The sequence below is a fragment of the Streptomyces sp. NPDC058877 genome, assembly GCF_042742855.1.
In the GTDB taxonomy this organism is placed as follows: domain Bacteria; phylum Actinomycetota; class Actinomycetes; order Streptomycetales; family Streptomycetaceae; genus Streptomyces.
Genome location: NZ_JBHYMF010000153.1, coordinates 1 through 16,949 on the forward strand (window position 1 = coordinate 1; position 16,949 = coordinate 16,949).

General features: G+C 67.7%; 12 protein-coding genes and 1 tRNA gene. 2 read left to right on the forward strand and 11 right to left on the reverse strand.

Annotated features, from left to right (window positions below; translation table 11 throughout):
- Positions 1-128: 128 nt before the first annotated feature.
- From ACFW2Y_RS27250 to ACFW2Y_RS27295, 10 genes are all read right to left on the reverse strand, one after another.
- On the reverse strand, positions 129-4,028 hold the full coding sequence (locus ACFW2Y_RS27250; protein WP_384884506.1) for a DNA-directed RNA polymerase subunit beta': 3,900 nt from the start codon (positions 4,026-4,028) through the stop codon (positions 129-131).
- 100 nt (positions 4,029-4,128) lie between these two features.
- On the reverse strand, positions 4,129-7,611 hold the full coding sequence (gene rpoB, locus ACFW2Y_RS27255; protein WP_384884509.1) for a DNA-directed RNA polymerase subunit beta: 3,483 nt from the start codon (positions 7,609-7,611) through the stop codon (positions 4,129-4,131).
- 548 nt (positions 7,612-8,159) lie between these two features.
- Complete coding sequence (gene rplL / locus ACFW2Y_RS27260; protein WP_384884512.1) at positions 8,160-8,546, reverse strand: 50S ribosomal protein L7/L12; 387 nt, start codon at positions 8,544-8,546, stop codon at positions 8,160-8,162.
- Positions 8,547-8,657: 111 nt separating this feature from the next.
- Positions 8,658-9,188 (reverse strand): 50S ribosomal protein L10, encoded by a 531-nt coding sequence (gene rplJ, locus ACFW2Y_RS27265; RefSeq protein WP_384884515.1) that lies wholly within the window; start codon positions 9,186-9,188, stop codon positions 8,658-8,660.
- Between the two features lie 247 nt (positions 9,189-9,435).
- The gene (locus tag ACFW2Y_RS27270) at positions 9,436-10,329 is read right to left on the reverse strand and encodes a hypothetical protein (protein WP_384884517.1); all 894 of its coding nucleotides are present in this window, start codon (positions 10,327-10,329) and stop codon (positions 9,436-9,438) included.
- Between the two features lie 117 nt (positions 10,330-10,446).
- The gene (gene rplA / locus ACFW2Y_RS27275; RefSeq protein ID WP_384884519.1) at positions 10,447-11,175 is read right to left on the reverse strand and encodes a 50S ribosomal protein L1; all 729 of its coding nucleotides are present in this window, start codon (positions 11,173-11,175) and stop codon (positions 10,447-10,449) included.
- Positions 11,176-11,252: 77 nt separating this feature from the next.
- A complete protein-coding gene (rplK, locus tag ACFW2Y_RS27280) occupies positions 11,253-11,687 on the reverse strand; it encodes a 50S ribosomal protein L11 (RefSeq protein ID WP_030687894.1) in 435 nt (144 codons plus the stop codon).
- A 183-nt stretch (positions 11,688-11,870) separates the two neighbouring features.
- Positions 11,871-12,668 (reverse strand): transcription termination/antitermination protein NusG, encoded by a 798-nt coding sequence (nusG, locus tag ACFW2Y_RS27285; RefSeq protein WP_384884522.1) that lies wholly within the window; start codon positions 12,666-12,668, stop codon positions 11,871-11,873.
- A gap of 44 nt (positions 12,669-12,712) precedes the next feature.
- Complete coding sequence (secE, locus tag ACFW2Y_RS27290; RefSeq protein ID WP_384884524.1) at positions 12,713-13,000, reverse strand: preprotein translocase subunit SecE; 288 nt, start codon at positions 12,998-13,000, stop codon at positions 12,713-12,715.
- A 103-nt stretch (positions 13,001-13,103) separates the two neighbouring features.
- Positions 13,104-13,176 (reverse strand) — tRNA-Trp (locus tag ACFW2Y_RS27295).
- A gap of 205 nt (positions 13,177-13,381) precedes the next feature.
- Between ACFW2Y_RS27295 and ACFW2Y_RS27300 the strand changes: the two genes are divergently transcribed.
- Together ACFW2Y_RS27300 and ACFW2Y_RS27305 are read left to right on the forward strand one after the other, a co-directional pair.
- Positions 13,382-14,608 carry a pyridoxal phosphate-dependent aminotransferase gene (locus ACFW2Y_RS27300; protein WP_384884526.1) on the forward strand — a complete coding sequence of 409 codons (1,227 nt, stop codon included), beginning with the start codon at positions 13,382-13,384 and terminating at the stop codon, positions 14,606-14,608.
- Between the two features lie 118 nt (positions 14,609-14,726).
- Positions 14,727-15,791, forward strand: coding sequence for an adenosine deaminase (locus ACFW2Y_RS27305; RefSeq protein ID WP_384884528.1), 1,065 nt, complete (start codon positions 14,727-14,729; stop codon positions 15,789-15,791).
- A 50-nt stretch (positions 15,792-15,841) separates the two neighbouring features.
- On the opposite strand, the gene ACFW2Y_RS27310 is transcribed toward ACFW2Y_RS27305, so the two are convergent.
- Complete coding sequence (locus ACFW2Y_RS27310) at positions 15,842-16,936, reverse strand: UDP-N-acetylmuramate dehydrogenase (protein ID WP_384884530.1); 1,095 nt, start codon at positions 16,934-16,936, stop codon at positions 15,842-15,844.
- Between the last annotated feature and the right edge of the window lie 13 nt (positions 16,937-16,949).

Consider the following 16,949-nt stretch of genomic DNA (forward strand, 5'->3'; position numbering starts at 1 on the left):
GCGGCCCGCGGGCGTGGGGACGCCCACCCCCCCCGGCGGGCCCGGGTGGTGGAGGGCGCGGTAGAACCCCCCCGGGGGGCCCCCCCGTCCGCACGGGGGTCCCCGCCCTTCGGCGTCAAACGACTCGCTTACTGGTTGTACGGACCGTAGTCGTAGTCCTCCAGCGGAACGGCCTGGCCGGAGCCCGAGCCGAACGGCGAGTAGTCGATGTCGTCGTAGCCGACGGCCGAGTACATCGCGGCCTTGGCCTCCTCGGTCGGCTCGACCCGGATGTTGCGGTAGCGGGACAGACCCGTACCGGCCGGGATGAGCTTACCGATGATGACGTTCTCCTTGAGGCCGATGAGGCTGTCGGACTTGGCGTTGATCGCCGCGTCCGTCAGCACTCGGGTCGTCTCCTGGAAGGAGGCGGCCGACAGCCAGGACTCCGTCGCCAGCGAGGCCTTGGTGATGCCCATCAGCTGCGGACGGCCGGAGGCGGGGTGTCCGCCCTCGGTGACCACACGACGGTTCTCGGTCTCGAACTTCGACCGCTCGACCAGCTCGCCCGGCAGCAGCTCCGCGTCACCGGACTCGATGATCGTCACACGGCGCAGCATCTGCCGGATGATGATCTCGATGTGCTTGTCGTGGATCGACACGCCCTGCGAGTTGTAGACCTTCTGGACCTCGCCGACCAGGTGGACCTGGACCGCGCGCTGACCGAGGATCCGGAGCACGTCGTGCGGGTTGGTGGCACCCACGGTGAGCTTCTGGCCGACCTCGACGTGGTCGCCCTCTCCCACGAGCAGACGGGCACGCTTCGAGATCGGGAACGCCGTCTCGTCGCTGCCGTCGTCCGGGGTGACGACGATCTTCTTGGTCTTCTCGGTCTCCTCGATGCGGACGCGACCGGCCGCCTCGGAGATCGGGGCGACACCCTTGGGCTGGCGCGCCTCGAAGAGCTCGACGACACGGGGCAGACCCTGGGTGATGTCGTCACCGGCCACACCACCGGTGTGGAAGGTACGCATCGTCAGCTGGGTACCGGGCTCACCGATGGACTGGGCGGCGATGATGCCGACCGCCTCACCGATGTCGACCAGCTTGCCGGTGGCGAGCGAACGGCCGTAGCAGAACGCACAGGTGCCGACGGCGGACTCACAGGTCAGGACCGAGCGGGTCTTGACCTCCTCGACGCCCGCGTTGACCAGGGCGTCGATGAGCACGTCACCCAGGTCGACGTTGGCCGGAGCGATGACCTTGCCGTCGACGACGACGTCCTCGGCGAGCATCCGCGCGTACACGGAGGTCTCGACGTCGTCCGTCTTCCGCAGGACACCGGCCTCGTCCTTGGCCGCGATCCGCAGCTTCAGACCGCGCTCGGTGCCACAGTCCTCCTCGCGGATGATCACGTCCTGCGAGACGTCCACCAGACGACGGGTCAGGTAACCCGAGTCGGCGGTGCGCAGGGCGGTGTCGGCGAGACCCTTACGGGCACCGTGCGTCGAGATGAAGTACTCGAGGACGGAGAGGCCCTCGCGGAAGGACGCCTTGATGGGACGCGGGATGGTCTCGTTCTTCGCGTTCGACACCAGACCACGCATACCGGCGATCTGCCGCATCTGCATCATGTTTCCTCGGGCACCCGAGTCAACCATCATGAAGATGGGGTTCGTCTTGGGGAAGTTCGCGTTCATCGCCTCGGCGACCTCGGTGGTCGCCTTGGTCCAGATCGTGATGAGTTCCTGCGTGCGCTCTTCCTTGGTGATCAGACCGCGCTCGTACTGCTTCTGGACCTTCTCGTCCTGCGCCTCGTAGCCGGCGACGATCTCCTTCTTCGCCTCGGGAACGACGACGTCGGAGATGGCCACGGTGACACCGGAACGGGTCGCCCAGTAGAAGCCGGCCGCCTTCAGGTTGTCGAGCGTCGCCGCCACGATGACCTTGGGGTAGCGCTCGGCGAGGTCGTTGACGATCTCGGAGAGCTGCTTCTTGCCGACGGAGTAGTCGACGAACGGGTAGTCCTCGGGCAGCAGCTCGTTGAAGAGCGCACGGCCCAGGGTGGTGCGCAGGCGGAACGAGTCCCCCTGCTGCCACTCGGGCTCGCCCTCCTCGCGCGCCGGCGGGGTCCAGCCGCGCGGCGGGATGGTGCCCACCGGGAAGCGGATGTCGATCGGCGACTGCAGCGCGAGCTCGCCGGCGTCGAACGCCATGATCGCCTCGGCCGTGGAGCCGAACGCGCGGCCCTCGCCCTTGGTGTCACGGAGGTCGCCGTCGGTGGTCAGGAAGAACAGACCGAGGACCATGTCCTGGGTCGGCATCGTGACCGGGCGGCCGTCGGCCGGCTTGAGGATGTTGTTCGAGGACAGCATCAGGATGCGGGCCTCGGCCTGCGCCTCCGCGGAGAGCGGCAGGTGGACGGCCATCTGGTCACCGTCGAAGTCCGCGTTGAACGCGGTGCAGACGAGCGGGTGGATCTGGATGGCCTTGCCCTCGACCAGCTGCGGCTCGAAGGCCTGGATGCCGAGGCGGTGCAGCGTGGGCGCACGGTTCAGCAGGACCGGGTGCTCGGCGATGACCTCTTCGAGGACGTCGTACACGACGGTCCGGCCGCGCTCGACCATCCGCTTCGCCGACTTGATGTTCTGCGCGTGGTTCAGGTCGACCAGGCGCTTCATCACGAACGGCTTGAAGAGCTCCAGCGCCATGGCCTTCGGCAGACCGCACTGGTGCAGCTTGAGCTGCGGGCCGACGACGATGACGGAACGCGCGGAGTAGTCCACGCGCTTGCCGAGCAGGTTCTGACGGAATCGACCCTGCTTGCCCTTCAGCATGTCGCTGAGGGACTTCAGCGGACGGTTGCCGGGGCCCGTGACCGGGCGACCGCGACGGCCGTTGTCGAAGAGGGCGTCGACCGCCTCCTGGAGCATCCGCTTCTCGTTGTTCACGATGATCTCGGGGGCACCGAGGTCGAGCAGGCGCTTCAGACGGTTGTTGCGGTTGATCACACGGCGGTACAGGTCGTTCAGGTCGGAGGTCGCGAAGCGGCCACCGTCCAGCTGCACCATCGGACGCAGGTCCGGCGGGATCACCGGCACGCAGTCGAGAACCATGCCCTTGGGGCTGTTCGCGGTCTGCAGGAACGCGGAGACGACCTTGAGGCGCTTGAGCGCACGGGTCTTCTTCTGGCCCTTGCCGGTACGGATGATCTCGCGGAGGCGCTCGGCCTCCTCCTCCAGGTCGAAGGACTCCAGGCGCTTCTGCAGCGCCGCGGCACCCATCGAACCGTCGAAGTACGTGCCGAAGCGGTCACGCAGCTCGCGGTAGAGGAGCTCGTCGCCCTCCAGGTCCTGGACCTTGAGGTTCTTGAAGCGGGACCAGACCTCGTCCAGACGGTCGATCTCGCGCTGCGCGCGGTCGCGCAGCTGCTTCATCTCGCGCTCGGCGCCCTCGCGCACCTTGCGGCGCACGTCGGCCTTGGCGCCCTCGGCCTCCAGCTCGGCGAGGTCGTTCTCGAGCTTCTTGGCGCGGGCCTCCAGGTCGGAGTCGCGACGGTTCTCGATCTGCTGGCGCTCGACGGAGACATGCGCCTCCAGCGAGGGCAGGTCGCGGGTGCGACGCTCGTCATCGACGTACGTGATCATGTACGCCGCGAAGTAGATGACCTTCTCCAGGTCCTTCGGGGCGAGGTCGAGCAGGTAGCCGAGGCGCGACGGAACGCCCTTGAAGTACCAGATGTGGGTGACCGGGGCGGCCAGCTCGATGTGGCCCATCCGCTCGCGGCGCACCTTGGCGCGGGTGACCTCGACGCCACACCGCTCGCAGATGATGCCCTTGAAGCGGACGCGCTTGTACTTGCCGCAGTAGCACTCCCAGTCCCGGGTCGGACCGAAGATCTTCTCGCAGAAGAGTCCGTCCTTCTCGGGCTTCAGGGTGCGGTAGTTGATGGTCTCCGGCTTCTTGACCTCGCCGTGGCTCCACTGACGGATGTCGTCAGCGGTGGCCAGACCGATCCGGAGCTCGTCGAAGAAGTTGACGTCGAGCACTATGCGTCAATCCCTCTCAGGGTTGTAAGGCTGTGGGTCTGATACGGGGGTCTTGGGGCCGCCGGGGGGACCGTCATCGGTCCCCCCGGCCGGACTCCCGTCAGACCTCTTCGACGCTGCTCGGCTCGCGCCGGGACAGGTCGATGCCGAGCTCCTCCGCTGCGCGGAAGACGTCCTCGTCGGTGTCGCGCATCTCGATGGACATGCCGTCCGAGGACAGCACCTCCACGTTGAGGCACAGGGACTGCATCTCCTTGATGAGCACCTTGAAGGACTCGGGGATGCCGGGCTCAGGGATGTTCTCGCCCTTGACGATGGCCTCGTAGACCTTCACGCGGCCGGTCACGTCGTCGGACTTGATCGTCAGCAGCTCCTGGAGGGCGTACGCGGCGCCGTAAGCCTCCAGCGCCCACACCTCCATCTCACCGAAGCGCTGGCCACCGAACTGGGCCTTACCACCCAGCGGCTGCTGGGTGATCATCGAGTACGGGCCGGTCGAACGCGCGTGCAGCTTGTCGTCGACCAGGTGGTGCAGCTTGAGGATGTACATGTACCCGACCGAGATCGGGTCCGGGAACGGCTCACCGGAGCGGCCGTCGAACAGCCTCGCCTTACCGGTCGGGAGCACCATGCGCTCGCCGTCGCGGTTCGGGATGGTGTGCTGGAGCAGACCCGCCAGCTCGTCCTCGCGCGCACCGTCGAAGACCGGGGTGGCGACGTTGGTGCCGGGGGCGACCTGGTCGGCGCCGATCGCCTGGAGGCGCTGCGCCCACTCGTCCGCGAGACCGGAGACGTCCCAGCCGCGGCTGGCGAGCCAGCCGAGGTGGATCTCCAGGACCTGTCCCGGGTTCATTCGGGACGGGACGCCCAGCGGGTTGAGGATGATGTCGACCGGGGTGCCGTCCTCCAGGAACGGCATGTCCTCGATCGGGAGGATCTTCGAGATGACGCCCTTGTTGCCGTGACGGCCGGCGAGCTTGTCACCGTCGGTGATCTTGCGCTTCTGGGCGACGTAGACGCGGACCAGCTGGTTCACGCCCGGGGGAAGCTCGTCGCCCTCCTCGCGGTCGAAGACGCGGACGCCGATGATCTTGCCGATCTCGCCGTGCGGCACCTTGAGCGAGGTGTCACGGACCTCACGGGCCTTCTCGCCGAAGATCGCGCGGAGCAGGCGCTCCTCCGGGGTCAGCTCGGTCTCGCCCTTCGGGGTGACCTTGCCGACCAGGATGTCGCCGGCGACGACCTCGGCACCGATGCGGATGATGCCGCGCTCGTCGAGGTCGGCGAGGACCTCCTCGGAGACGTTCGGGATGTCCCGGGTGATCTCCTCGGGGCCGAGCTTGGTGTCACGGGCGTCGACCTCGTGCTCCTCGATGTGGATCGAGGAGAGGACGTCGTCCTGCACGAGGCGCTGCGACAGGATGATCGCGTCCTCGTAGTTGTGGCCCTCCCACGGCATGAACGCGACGAGCAGGTTCTTGCCGAGCGCCATCTCGCCGTCTTCGGTGGCGGGCCCGTCGGCGAGGACCTGGCCCTCGATGACGCGGTCGCCCTCGTCCACGACGACCTTCTGGTTCACAGAGGTGCCCTGGTTGGAGCGGGAGAACTTGTGCAGGCGGTACGTGATGTACGTGCCGTCGTCGTTGGCGACCGTGATGTAGTCGGCCGACAGCTCCTGGACGACGCCGTCCTTCTCGGCCTTGAGCACGTCGCCGGCGTCGGTGGCGCAGCGGTACTCCATGCCGGTGCCGACGAGCGGGGCCTCCGACTTGATGAGCGGAACGGCCTGGCGCATCATGTTCGCGCCCATGAGGGCACGGTTGGCGTCGTCGTGCTCGAGGAACGGGATCATGGCGGTCGCGACCGACACCATCTGGCGCGGCGAGACGTCCATGTAGTCCACGTCCGACGGCTCGACGTAGTCGACCTCGCCGCCGCGCTTGCGGACCAGGACGCGGTTCTCGGAGAAGCGGAGCTCGTCGTCGAGCGCGGCGTTGGCCTGCGCGATGACGAAGCGGTCCTCCTCGTCGGCGGTGACGTAGTCGACCTCGTCGGTGACCTGGCCGTCGACGACCTTGCGGTAGGGCGTCTCGATGAAGCCGAACGCGTTGACGCGGCCGTACGAGGCGAGCGAACCGATCAGACCGATGTTCGGGCCTTCGGGGGTCTCGATCGGGCACATGCGTCCGTAGTGGGACGGGTGCACGTCTCGGACCTCGAAGCCGGCCCGCTCACGGGACAGACCACCGGGACCCAGCGCCGAGAGACGACGCTTGTGCGTCAGACCCGACAGCGGGTTGTTCTGGTCCATGAACTGGGACAGCTGGCTGGTGCCGAAGAACTCCTTGATGGAGGCGACGACCGGCCGGATGTTGATCAGGGTCTGCGGCGTGATCGCCTCGACGTCCTGGGTGGTCATCCGCTCGCGGACGACGCGCTCCATGCGGGCCAGACCCGTGCGGACCTGGTTCTGGATGAGCTCGCCGACGTTGCGCAGACGACGGTTGCCGAAGTGGTCGATGTCGTCGGTCTCGACGACGATCTCGTTGCCGTTCTCGCCGATCGTCTCGACCTCGCCCGCGTGGAGCTTCACGAGGTACTTGATCGTGGCGATGATGTCGTCGGTGGTGAGGACACCGGCGTCCAGCGGCTCGTCGGCGCCGAGCTTCTTGTTCACCTTGTAGCGGCCGACCTTCGCGAGGTCGTAGCGCTTCGGGTTGAAGTAGAGGTTCTCGAGCAGCGTCTGAGCGGCCTCGCGGGTCGGCGGCTCGCCCGGACGGAGCTTGCGGTAGATGTCGAGCAGCGCGTCGTCCTGGCCCTGGGTGTGGTCCTTCTCCAGGGTGGCGCGCATGGACTCGTACTCGCCGAACTCCTGCAGGATCTGCTCGGTGGTCCAACCGAGGGCCTTCAGGAGGACGGTGACCGACTGCTTGCGCTTGCGGTCGATGCGGACGCCGACGAGGTCGCGCTTGTCGATCTCCATCTCCAGCCAGGCACCCCGGGACGGGATGATCTTGGCGGAGAAGATGTCCTTGTCGGAGGTCTTGTCGATCGACGAGTCGAAGTAGACGCCCGGCGAACGGACCAGCTGCGACACCACGACGCGCTCGGTGCCGTTGATGACGAAGGTGCCCTTGTTGGTCATGAGCGGGAAGTCGCCCATGAAGACCGTCTGGGACTTGATCTCGCCGGTCTCGTTGTTGGTGAACTCGGCGGTGACGAAGAGCGGGGCGCCGTACGTGAAGTCACGGTCCTTGCACTCGTCGATCGAGTTCTTCGGCGGCTCGAAGCGGTGGTCGCGGAAGGTCAGCGACATCGACCCGGAGAAGTCCTCGATCGGGGAGATCTCCTCGAAGATCTCCTCCAGACCGGACTTCGTGGGGACGTCCTGTCCCGACTCAAGGGCAGCCTCGACGCGAGCCTTCCAGGCGGCGTTGCCGAGCAGCCAGTCAAAGCTCTCGGTCTGCAGCGCGAGGAGGTTCGGAACCTCGAGGGGCTCCTTGATCTTTGCAAAGGAGATGCGCAGCGGGGCGGTGCTTGCGCCGTTGTTCGTATTGGTCGAGGCGTTGCGCGAGGCGGCCAAGAGGGGGTCCTTCCGAGGGCTCGGACTCACTACGCGCGTACCGGTCCCCAGCAAGGCTTCACGGCAGACTTTTCCTGAACCGGCCAAAAGGCCAGGTCAGACAGGGTCGGCTTACGAAGCTGATGCGAAGGTATGCCCCTGGTGACGGGCAGGGGGCAGCTAACAGGCAGCGCAAAGGGTCAGTGTAGCCACTTGGCTCACTGATGTCCAGGGCGAGTTCTTCGCGACCCTCGTTGCTCTCAACTCCGCGGTACCCCGCGCCGTACGGCGCACCTCGATACTGCCCGTTCGGTCGTCGATCCATGCCTCGGAAAACGGATCGATGTGACGACGCGTCCTGAGAATTGCGCGCTGCGTGCGGTTCGTCAAGGGCCCCGACCCGCGGGGCGCACGGCGAAGATCACCATACTCCGCTTCCGGAGGCCCTCGGGACGCCCGCCACGCCCCTTCCGGAGAACGCCGAGAGGCGACCACCCAGATGGATGATCGCCTCTCGGGGCCTCCGCGTTACACGGGGGCGTGAGTCAGCTCAGCGACTCGAAACGGTCTTACTTGACCGTGACGCTGGCGCCGGCGGCCTTGAGGGACTCGGCAGCCTTCTCGGCGGCCTCCTTCGTGACCTTCTCGAGGACCGGCTTCGGGGTGCCGTCGACGAGGTCCTTGGCCTCCTTGAGGCCCAGGGAGGTGAGCTCGCGCACGACCTTGATGACCTGGATCTTCTTGTCGCCGGCACCCTCGAGGATGACGTCGAACTCGTCCTGCTCCTCGACAGCGCCACCGGCGTCGCCACCGGCGGCGGCCGGACCGGCAACGGCGACGGCCGCGGCGGCGGTGACGTCGAACTTCTCCTCGAAGGCCTTCACGAACTCGGAGAGCTCGATGAGGGTCATCTCCTCGAACTGGGCGAGGAGGTCGTCCTGAGAGAGCTTCGCCATGATGGGCGATCCTTCCACTAATTCGGCAGGTGCCGGATGTATGTAGAGGCGGGCGTAACGGCCCGCTGCGACCCGCGCACGAGAGCGGCGCGGATCAATGCGCGAGCCGAATTACTCGGCACCGCCCTGCTCGGCGAGCTTGACGCGAAGCGCTTCCGCGGTGCGGACGAACTTCGACGGCAGCGCCTGGAAGAGCGAGGCAGCCTGGGACTGCTTGCCCTTGAACGCGCCGGCCAGCTTGCTGAGCAGAACCTCGCGGGACTCGAGGTCCGCAAGCTTCTTGATCTCGTCGGCGGTCAGCGCCTTGCCGTCAAGGACACCGCCCTTGATGACGAGATTCGGGTTCTCCTTGGCGAAGTCACGAAGACCCTTCGCCGACTCCACCGGGTCACCGGTGATGAAGGCAGCGCCCGTCGGACCGGTGAACTGGTCGTCGAGCGAGGTGATCCCGGCCTCGTTGGCCGCAATCTTGGTCAGCGTGTTCTTCACCACGGCGTACTGGGCGTTCTCACCGAGCGAACGACGCAGCGTCTTGAGCTGCGCCACGGTGAGACCCCGGTACTCGGTCAGCACGACGGCGTTCGAGCTCTGGAACTTGTCCTTGAGCTCGGCTACCGCGGCAGCCTTGTCGGGCCTTGCCATGAGCGTCGGCCTCCTTCCGGGTGATGGGACCGCGCAGAAGGGGCTGAACAAAACAAAACGCCCCGGGCGCAGGCGCACGGGGCACAGCTCGACCGAATCGAAGGATCCGGGAACTCTTCCACAGTCACCTGCGCGGGTCGCTCGCATCTCAGCGAATCCTTCGGCCACCGCACCGTGAAGGCACAGCGACGACCAGCGGTCTTTGGCTTCTGTGAAAGAGTACGCGACCGGTTCGGCTTCGGGCAAATCAGCCCTGGCCGAGGTCCTTCAGCATCTTGAAGAGGTCCATGGTGTCCGCGGCCGGCGGGGCCTGGACGGCGGCCTTGACGCCGTAGTCGCTGTAGTCGGCCCGGATCCGCACGGTGCCCTCGGCCATCTTCATGTCGACGTCCATGCGTGCCGGGTAGCCGTCCTCGGTGACCCAGAGTTCGGTGTCGTAGCCCTTGAGGCCCGCCTTCTTCATGCTGTCGACGAGCTTGTCGTGCTCCTCCTTGGAGAGGAGCTTCGAAGACTCGTTGGCCGCCAGCATCTGCTCGAAGGTGAGCGCGCCCTTGTAGTGCTCGGTCTGCATCCCGTTGACCTTCTCGGCACCCACGTGCTTCAGGTCCGGGGAGTCCAGGAGCAGGGCCAGCTGCTGCGCGGGGTCCTGGTTCATGTTCTCCAGGCCGCCGGTCATCTGCTTCTGCAGCGCCGCGTCACCGGACGCCTCGGCCATGGCCTTCATGTCCAGCTTCATCCAGCGCTTGCCGTCCATCTTGTCGGCCTGCGCGGCACCCATGTCCATGTACATGATGTTGTCGAGCATGATCATGCGCATCTGCTCGGGCCCGCCCTCGCCGGCACCGGCCAGCATGGAGGCCTTCATCGTCATGTCCATCGTCGCCGGGCCCCAGCCCATGACGCCGTCCATCTCCATGGTGCCCGCCTGAGCGTCGACACCCTCCATGTCGATGGTCATCTTCACCTTGGCGGCCTTGGCCGCCGAGGTCTTCTCGTACGCGGCCTGGATGACCTTCGTGGCGCTCTGGGGGCTCTCGGAGCCCGCCTTCGCCTCCCCGTCGTCCTGACAGCCCGCGACACCCGTCACGACGGCCGCGGCCGTCAGGGCGACTCCCACGCGCTTCCATGCGGACTTGCTCATCTGCGTTCCCACCCCGTTTGTTCATGCCTTTACGGTCTCTTGAACCGTAGCAAAGGGCCGGCCCCGCACCTCCGGAGAGGTGCGGGGCCGGCTGACCACTCAGTGAGTCCGTGGGACTCAGACCGCGGCCGGGTCCTCCTCGACGAGGAGGTTGCGGGTGCGGTTGGAGTCCAGCGGGATGCCGGGGCCCATCGTCGTCGTGATGGTCGCCTTCTTGATGTAGCGACCCTTCGCGGCGGACGGCTTCAGACGGAGGATCTCCTCCAGCGCCGCGGCGTAGTTCTCGACCAGCTTCGTCTCGTCGAAGGAGACCTTGCCGATGACGAAGTGCAGGTTCGAGTGCTTGTCGACGCGGAACTCGATCTTGCCGCCCTTGATGTCGTTGACGGCCTTCGCGACATCGGGGGTGACGGTGCCGACCTTGGGGTTCGGCATGAGACCACGCGGGCCGAGGACGCGGCCGAGGCGGCCGACCTTGCCCATGAGGTCCGGGGTGGCCACAACGGCGTCGAACTCGTTCAGGCGGTTGCCCTTGGAGATCTCGTCGATGAGCTCGTCGGAGCCGACGATGTCGGCGCCCGCGGCAATCGCGGCCTCGGCACGCTCACCGGTCGCGAAGACCAGGACCCGGGCGGTCTTGCCGGTGCCGTGCGGAAGGTTCACGGTGCCACGGACCATCTGGTCGGCCTTGCGCGGGTCGACACCCAGGCGGAAGGCGACCTCGACGGTGCCGTCGAACTTCGTGGTGGCGGTGTCCTTGGCGAGACGGACGGCCTCGAGGGGGGCGTAGTTCCGCTCGCGGTCGACCTTGGCGTCCGCGCTGCGGAGAGCCTTGCTGCGCTTCACTGCTTCTCCTGTTGTTTCAGGTGTGGAGTCGTGGTGCGGACCGCGCCGGCCCTACCACTGAGGTCAAACGGGGGTGATCAGCCCTCGACCGTGATGCCCATGGAGCGGGCGGTGCCAGCGATGATCTTGGACGCGGCGTCCAGGTCGTTGGCGTTGAGGTCGGGGAGCTTGACCGTGGCGATCTCGCGGACCTGGGCGGCCGTGAGCTTGGCGACCTTGGTCTTGTGCGGCTCGCCGGAGCCCTTCTCCACACCCGCGGCCTTGAGGATCAGCTTGGCGGCCGGCGGGGTCTTGGTGATGAAGGTGAAGGTGCGGTCTTCGTAGACCGTGATCTCCACCGGCACGACCATGCCGCGCTGCGACTCGGTCGCAGCGTTGTAGGCCTTGCAGAACTCCATGATGTTGACGCCGTGCTGACCCAGCGCGGGGCCGACCGGCGGGGCCGGGTTGGCCGCACCGGCGTTGATCTGGAGCTTGATAAGCCCCGTGACCTTCTTCTTCTTGGGAGGCATTGCTTTCTCTCCGGGTCCTAGTGAGAGTGTTCAGCCCGTCATCCGGTCATCCGGATGCAGGCATACCGCACAACGATAACGGGTATGGTCGTGCGGCTAAAAACCGAGCAGGTCAGAGCGTCTCCCGCGTGCGGGAAGCACTCCTCGGGAGCGCCGCTCTGACCTGGTCGGAAGACGGTGAGATCAGTTCTTCTGGATCTGGTCGAAGCTGAGCTCGACCGGGGTCTCGCGACCGAAGATCTCGACGAGGCCCTTGACCTTCTTCGAGTCCGGGTTGATCTCGTTGATCGTGGCCTGGAGGGTCGCGAACGGGCCGTCGGTGACGGTGACCGAGTCGCCGACCTCGAAGTCCAGGACCTGAACCTCCAGCTTGCGGGCCGGAGCCGGCTTGCCCTCGGCCTCGGCGGCCTCGCGGGCGGCCTTCTCCTCGGCCTCCGGGGCGAGCATCTTGACGATCTCGTCCAGGGTCAGCGGGTACGGGTCGTAGGCGTTGCCCACGAAGCCGGTGACGCCGGGGGTGTTGCGGACGACGCCCCAGGACTCGTTCGTCAGGTCCATGCGGACGAGGACGTAGCCCGGGAGCTTGTTCTGCTTGACGTTCTTGCGCTCGCCGCCCTTGATCTGGACGATCTCTTCCTCGGGGACCTCGGCCTGGTAGATGAAGTCCTCGACGTTGAGCGAAACGGCACGCTGTTCGAGGTTGGCCTTCACGCGCTTCTCGTAGCCCGCGTAGGTGTGGATGACGTACCACTCGCCCGGGAGGGTGCGCAGTTCCTCGCGGAGCGCGGCGACCGGGTCGACCGGGGCGGCCGGCTCGGCCTCCTCCGCGGTCTCTTCCTCGGCGGCCTCGACCTCGTCGACCTCGACGGCGGTGTCCTCAGCAGCAGCGTCGGCCTGGTCCTCGGCGGCGGCCTCGACGGTGTCCAGCTCGTCCTTGACGGACTCGGACTCGAAGGCGTCGTTCAGGTTCGCGTCAGACACGGTGGCTGCTTCTTCCTGCGATACAGATGGGGTGGAACAAAAAGTCAGCCGAAGACGTACTTGACTGCTTCCTGGAAGCCATAGTCAATCACGGTGACAAGGCCGATCATGATGACGACGAAGACAATCACCACGGTGGTGTACGTCGTCAGCTGGCTGCGCGTGGGCCAGACGACCTTGCGGAGCTCAGCGATGATCTGGCGGTAGAAGAGCGCGAGGCGGCCGAAGGGGCCCTTCTTTCCGCGCTTCCCGCCCTTGCGGGACTTCTTCTTCGACTCTGTGGTCTCGTCGTCGGCATCAGGCATGTCGATGGAGCCTACGGCGTCCGTCACGATCTCTCACCTGATTCCGGGTCGGCCGTGCCGCGCCCGGGTGGAGCCGCACGGCGGTGCAATGAAGTACGTACATGCGCACAACACCTGGCGGTGTGTGTAGCAGGGCCGGAGGGACTTGAACCCCCAACCGCCGGTTTTGGAGACCGGTGCTCTACCAATTGAGCTACGACCCTTTGTCGGTTCCCCTAACCTACCGCATCCTGAGATGTGGTCGGTGCGGGCCAACGAGCAGTGAGCATACGTGGTCATGGGCCCCTACGTCGAACAGAAAGCGCGCCGACCTGCCGACGGACGCGCGTACGACCGGGAATGACCGTTCCTGTCCGGTCCGTGAAACCTGTGTGCCGGGCCTCGACGGGGTCTGGGACGATGGCCCGTATGAGCGCTGCTACCCCTCCCACCGAGCGTCGGGTCTCCGCCCGGATCGGTGCGATCTCCGAGTCCGCCACCCTCGCCGTCGACGCCAAGGCCAAGGCCCTCAAGGCCGCCGGCCGTCCGGTGATCGGTTTCGGCGCGGGTGAGCCCGACTTCCCGACGCCGGACTACATCGTCGAAGCGGCCGTCGAGGCCTGCAAGAACCCGAAGTACCACCGCTACACGCCGGCCGGTGGCCTGCCCGAGCTGAAGGCCGCGATCGCCGCCAAGACGCTGCGCGACTCCGGCTACGAGGTCGACGCCTCCCAGATCCTGGTGACCAACGGCGGCAAGCAGGCGATCTACGAGGCCTTCGCCGCGATCCTCGACCCGGGCGACGAGGTCATCGTTCCGGCTCCGTACTGGACGACCTACCCCGAGTCGATCCGCCTCGCGGGCGGTGTGCCGGTGGAGGTGGTCGCCGACGAGACCACCGGCTACCGGGTGTCGGTTGAGCAGTTGGAGGCGGCCCGCACGGAGAAGACCAAGGTCGTCCTCTTCGTCTCCCCCTCGAACCCGACCGGCGCGGTCTACAGCGAGGCGGACGCCGAGGCGATCGGCCGCTGGGCCGTCGAGCACGGCCTGTGGGTCCTGACCGACGAGATCTACGAGCACCTGGTCTACGGCGAGGCGAAGTTCACCTCGCTGCCGGCGATCGTGCCCGAGCTGCGCGACAAGTGCATCGTGGTCAACGGCGTGGCGAAGACGTACGCGATGACGGGCTGGCGCGTCGGGTGGATCGTGGGCCCGAAGGACGTCGTGAAGGCGGCGACGAACCTGCAGTCGCACGCCACGTCCAACGTGAGCAACGTCGCGCAGGTGGCCGCGCTCGCCGCCGTCTCCGGCAACCTGGACGCGGTGGCGGAGATGCGCACCGCCTTCGACCGCCGCCGCCAGACGATCGTGCGGATGCTGAACGAGATCGAGGGCGTGTACTGCCCGACGCCCGAGGGCGCGTTCTACGCGTACCCCTCGGTGAAGGGCCTGCTCGGCAAGGAGATCCGCGGCAGGCGTCCGCAGGACTCGGTCGAGCTGGCCGCCCTGATCCTGGACGAGGCCGAGGTCGCGGTCGTCCCGGGCGAGGCCTTCGGCACCCCGGGCTACCTGCGCCTCTCGTACGCGCTCGGTGACGAGGACCTGGTGGAGGGCGTGTCCCGGATCCAGAAGCTCCTCGCCGAGGCGACCGACTGACGCCGCTCGCGACGGGCCCCCGGTTCTCCGGAACCGGGGGCCCGTTTTTGCGTTCTAGCAAGGTCCCGATCGGGGAAAAGGGGTGTCTTGGTCCATTCGGGTGCGGCAGGATCGGCCAATGCCGGCCTTTTCAGGGGAACGCACCCCGACCACCCAGGACGCCCCGCGCGACGTCACCCTGCTGCCCAAGGCCCATCTGCACCTGCACTTCACCGGTTCGATGCGGCCCGCCACGCTCATCGAACTGGCCGACAAGTACGGCGTGCACCTGCCGGAGGCCTTGAGCAGCGGTACGCCCCCGAAACTACGGGCGACCGACGAACGCGGCTGGTTCCGCTTCCAGCGGCTGTACGACATCGCCCGCTCCTGCCTGCGCACGCCGGAGGACATCCAGCGCCTCGTCCGGGAGGCGGCCCAGGAGGACGTCAGGGACGGCTCGGGCTGGCTGGAGATACAGGTCGACCCCACCTCGTACGCCCCTCACCTCGGCGGGCTCATCCCGGCGCTGGAGGTCATCCTCGACGCGGTCGACACGGCCTCGCGCGAGACCGGCCTCGGGATGCGGGTGCTGGTCGCCGCGAACCGGATGAAGCACCCGCTGGAGGCGCGTACGCTCGCCCGGCTCGCCGTGCGGTACGCGGACCGGGGCGTGGTCGGCTTCGGGCTCTCGAACGACGAGCGGCGGGGCATGGCCAGGGACTTCGACCGTGCCTTCGCGATCGCGCGCGAGGGCGGTCTGCTCGCCGCCCCGCACGGCGGCGAGTTGACGGGGCCCGCGTCGGTCCGGGACTGCCTGGACGACCTGAGGGCGGCCCGGGTCGGTCACGGGGTGCGGTCGGCGGAGGATCCGCGGCTGCTGCGCAAGCTCGCCGAGAAGGGTGTGACCTGCGAGGTCTGCCCGTCGTCGAACGTGGCGCTGGGCGTGTACGAGAAGCACGAGGACGTCCCGCTCCGGGCGCTCTTCGAGGCGGGGGTGCCGATGGCGCTGGGCGCGGACGACCCGCTTCTCTTCGGTTCCCGGCTCGCCGCGCAGTACGAGATCGCCCGCCGGCACCACGCGTTCACGGACGCGGACCTCGCGGAGTTGGCGCGCCAGTCGGTGCGGGGCTCGGCGGCCCCCGAGGACGTACGGGCGAAGCTGCTCTCGGGGATCGACGACTGGCTGGCGCTGCCGGTGGCCTGACGCCCTCCGGCCCGTGCCGCGCGGAGGGTGTCGGGGCCGCGTGCGGGGCGTCAGAGGCTGACGCCGACCATCACGGGTTCGTTGACCAGGGTGATCCCGAAGGCGTCCCGGACGCCCACCACGACCTCGCGGGCGAGGGCGAGCAGGTCCTCGGTGCTGGCCTCGCCGCGGTTGGTGAGGGCGAGCGTGTGCTTGGTCGAGATCCGGGCGGGCCCGGAGCCGTACCCCTTGGTGAAGCCGGCGCGGTCGATGAGCCAGGCGGCCGAGGTCTTCACGGCGCCGTCCCCGCCCGCCGGGAAGGCCGGCGGGGCGATGTCGGGACCGAGCCGCTCGGCCACGCGCGCGAGGAAGGCCGTGTGCTCCTCCGCCGTCAGGATCGGGTTGGTGAAGAAGGAGCCGGCGGACCAGGTGTCGTGGTCCGCGGGGTCCAGCACCATGCCCTTGCCGGCCCGCAGCCGCAGCACGGTCTCGCGGGCGGTGGCGAGCGGCACCCGGTCCCCGGCCTCGACGCCCAGCTCGCGGGCGGTCTCGGCGTACTTGATCGGCGCGGAGAGCCCGCCGGCGTCCTCCAGCAGGAAACGGACCCGGAGCACGACGTACCGGTCGGGCTGGTCCTTGAAGAGGCTGTGGCGGTACGAGAAGGCGCACTCGGCGTTGGTGAGGGTGACCGTCTCCTCGGCACGGCGGTCGTAGGCGACGACCTCCGTGATGGTGGCGGAGACGTCCTGCCCGTAGGCGCCGACGTTCTGGATCGGGGTCGCGCCCGCGGAGCCGGGGATGCCCGCCAGGCACTCGATCCCGGCGAGCCCGGCCTCGACGGTCCGGGCCACGGCGTCCGTCCAGACCTCGCCGGCGGCGAGCTCCAGGTGGGTCCCGTCGAGCGAGAAGCCGGTGGTGGCGATGTGCAGCGCCGTGCCGTCGAAGCCCTTGTCCCCGACGATCAGGTTGGAGCCGCCACCGATGAGCAGCAGCGGGGTCCCGGCGGCGTCGGCCGCACGGACCGCCGCGATGACCTCGTCGTCGGTGGTGGCGGTGACGAGCCGGGTGGCGGGGCCGCCGAGCCGGAAGGTGGTCAGGGGCGCGAGGGGGGCGTCCGCGTTCTGCTCGGGTCCGGCCGCCCCGGAGGCAGCGGGGCAGCGAGGCAGCCGGACAGGGACG

Bases quoted from the DNA above. Each gene is read 5' to 3' on its own strand.
- ACFW2Y_RS27270 (WP_384884517.1), bottom strand. From the start codon at position 10,329: ATGAGCAAGTCCGCATGGAAGCGCGTGGGAGTCGCCCTGACGGCCGCG.
- rplK (WP_030687894.1), bottom strand. From the start codon at position 11,687: ATGCCTCCCAAGAAGAAGAAGGTCACGGGGCTTATCAAGCTCCAGATC.
- ACFW2Y_RS27300 (WP_384884526.1), top strand. From the start codon at position 13,382: ATGAGCGCTGCTACCCCTCCCACCGAGCGTCGGGTCTCCGCCCGGATC.
- rplJ (WP_384884515.1), bottom strand. From the start codon at position 9,188: ATGGCAAGGCCCGACAAGGCTGCCGCGGTAGCCGAGCTCAAGGACAAG.
- rplL (WP_384884512.1), bottom strand. From the start codon at position 8,546: ATGGCGAAGCTCTCTCAGGACGACCTCCTCGCCCAGTTCGAGGAGATG.
- ACFW2Y_RS27305 (WP_384884528.1), top strand. From the start codon at position 14,727: ATGCCGGCCTTTTCAGGGGAACGCACCCCGACCACCCAGGACGCCCCG.